Annotated in this window: 3 protein-coding genes; 2 read left to right on the plus strand and 1 reads right to left on the minus strand. The window is 66.1% G+C overall.

What is annotated here, in order from left to right; translation table 11 throughout:
• A partial coding sequence (locus GX543_RS09885) for a DEAD/DEAH box helicase (protein WP_290851683.1) occupies nucleotides 1–1,062 on the plus strand: 1,062 nt, incomplete at its 5' end.
• 168 nt (nucleotides 1,063–1,230) lie between these two features.
• Here GX543_RS09885 and GX543_RS09890 read toward each other — a convergent pair.
• A complete protein-coding gene (locus GX543_RS09890; RefSeq protein WP_290851684.1) occupies nucleotides 1,231–1,881 on the minus strand; it encodes a maleylpyruvate isomerase family mycothiol-dependent enzyme in 651 nt (216 codons plus the stop codon).
• A gap of 77 nt (nucleotides 1,882–1,958) precedes the next feature.
• Here GX543_RS09890 and GX543_RS09895 point away from each other — a divergent pair, with 77 nt between their 5' ends.
• Nucleotides 1,959–2,417 (plus strand): MarR family transcriptional regulator, encoded by a 459-nt coding sequence (locus GX543_RS09895; RefSeq protein ID WP_290851686.1) that lies wholly within the window; start codon nucleotides 1,959–1,961, stop codon nucleotides 2,415–2,417.
• Nucleotides 2,418–2,592: the final 175 nt, after the last annotated feature.

Consider the following 2,592-nt stretch of genomic DNA (forward strand, 5'->3'; position numbering starts at 1 on the left):
ATCGACTACGAGGCCTTCGCCAGCGTCGACTGGACCGGCACCATCTTCGACGAGGCCCAGTTCCTCAAGAACCACAACTCGAAGACCTACCAGGCGGCCCGGCGGCTGAACGCGCCGTTCAAGCTCGCGATCACCGGCACCCCGATGGAGAACCGGGTGATGGAGCTGTGGAGTCTGGTGTCGGTGGTCGCGCCGGGGCTGTACAGCTCGCCGAAGCTGTTCAAGGAGCATTTCGCCGAGCCGATCGAGAGCGGCCAGGCACCCGAGCGCCTGGAGATCCTGCGTCGTCGACTACGGCCGATCATGTTGCGCCGCACCAAGGATCAGGTGCTCGTCGACCTTCCCGAGAAGCAGGAGCAGATGCTGCCGATCGAGCTGGATCCCAAGCACCGCAAGATCTACGACACCTACCTGGCGCGCGACCGTCAGCAACTCCTCGGGCTGCTGCAGGACTTCGACGGCAACCGCATCCAGGTGCTGCGCGCACTGACGCGCCTGCGCCAGCTGAGCCTGCACCCGGGACTGGTCGACGAGGAGCACGCGTCGATTCACGCCGCCAAGATCGAGTACCTGTCCGAGCAGCTGCCGGGGCTGATCGACGAGGGCCACAGCGCGCTGGTGTTCAGCAGCTTCACCGGGTTCTTGAAGTTGATCGCGCAAACGCTCGACCATCAGAAGATCGCCTACAGCTATCTCGACGGCTCCACGCCGATCTCCCGGCGCGGCGCACAGATCGAGCAGTTCACCGACGGAACCACGCGCGTGTTCCTGATCAGCCTCAAGGCCGGTGGTTTCGGCCTCAACCTGACCGCCGCCGACTACATCTTCATGACCGACCCGTGGTGGAACCCCGCCGCCGAGAGCCAGGCCGTCGACCGCGCCCACCGCATCGGCCAGCACCGCGCCGTCACCGTCTACCGCATGGTGTCGACGGGGACGATCGAAGAGAAGGTCGTCGACCTGCAGGACCGCAAACGCCAACTCTTCGACGCCCTCCTCGACGACGGCGCCGCCTTCTCCGGCTCCATCACCGCCGACGACGTCCGCGGCCTCCTGAGTTAGGGGCCCGGCTCGCCTTCGGCGCGGCAATCAATCTGGCAAGTCCGAAGCACGCCCCTCACGCTCGTCGAGTAACCGCAACGAGCGAAGCGAGCGCGGCTGTATCGAGACCACCAGCCACACAACCGATCTCGATACACGCCCACTCGCTACGCTCCCGGCCGCACTCGATCAGCGTGGGGACGCCCGCAGCCCCGGCCCGGACAACTCGCCGTCGCGCATGGGGCGACGCGCGAGCGTCATCAGCAACGACTGGATCGGGCCTTCGATCAGCTCCCCCTCGCCCACCGACCAATCGGTGTCGGTGGCCTGCAGTCGCACGCCTTGGAAACGTTGGCGGGGACGGAACGACGACGACATCGGCCAGCGCATCGTCCAGATCCGCGTCGCGGAGGTCGCGGCAGCCGCGGTCGGCATGATGCGTTCCCGGCCGAGCGGCACCGCGATGTCCTGACCGTGCACCAGGACGTCGAGCAGGGGTTCATAGATGGTGATGCCCGGGGCCTTCCGGCGCGATCCTGCCATCGCCCGGATCTCGGCGGCCAGCTCGTCGGTCGGCACCACCGCATGTCGACACGCGGTGTCGTGGATCGTCTTGTTGAATCGCAGGCCCGCGCGAACCATCTCGACGCTGAAGCGTCCGAAACCGGTGTGCGCCATCGCTAGATGTGCGGCGACGTCGCGCACCCGCCATCCCGTGCACAGCGACGGGGTGTCCCATTCCTCGTCCGTGAGGTCGAGGAGGAAGTCGGCGAGATCGACGCGTTGGCGATCGATCTCCGCCCAGACCTCGGCCTCCGCCATCATCGCCATCTCAGTCATGACCCACCTCCGCAGACACCCGGATTAGTAAGTGATACTGACCACTTTAGTTCGATTGACTGACTATAGTCAAGGATATGGCGATCAAGCAGAGCACCGCGGACGACGATGAACTCGGCGTCGGTCTACTGCTCTTCATCCACTACCGGGCCATGGAGACACAGGTCTTTCAGGCACTCGACGAGGCCGGCTTCACCGACATCACTCCCGCTCAGGCGCGACTCCTGCAGCGAATCGGCCGCGACGGCACCCGGGTCACCGAGCTCGCGGAGGCCGCGCAGGTGACGAAACAGACCGCCAGCTTCCTGGTCGACCAACTCGAACGAGCCGGTTACGTGCGCCGAACCCCCGACCCCGCCGACGCGCGCGCACGACTGGTGCACATCGCCGATCGTGCGGAGACAGTCCGACCGGTCGCCGACGCCGCCGTCGCCGAGGTGGAAGCAGAGTGGCGCGCGCATCTCGGCGCCCGACGCTGGGACCAGTTGCGCGCGGCATTGACCGACCTGCGCGCGCTCACCGACCCGTACATGTAGCGACTCCGGGCCGATCACGCCCCGCCCGTCAGCCGAACAACCGAGTCAATGACAGACTGGCAGTCGACCAGATCGACGACCGACGAGGACGAATGACGACGACCGCCGCAGCCAATCGCCGCTACCTCTGGATCGTCCTGTTCATCCTCTTCACCACCGGCTGGGCCACCAATCA

The organism is Gordonia sp. (in: high G+C Gram-positive bacteria) (assembly GCF_012515855.1).
Classification (GTDB): Bacteria; Actinomycetota; Actinomycetes; order Mycobacteriales; family Mycobacteriaceae; genus Gordonia.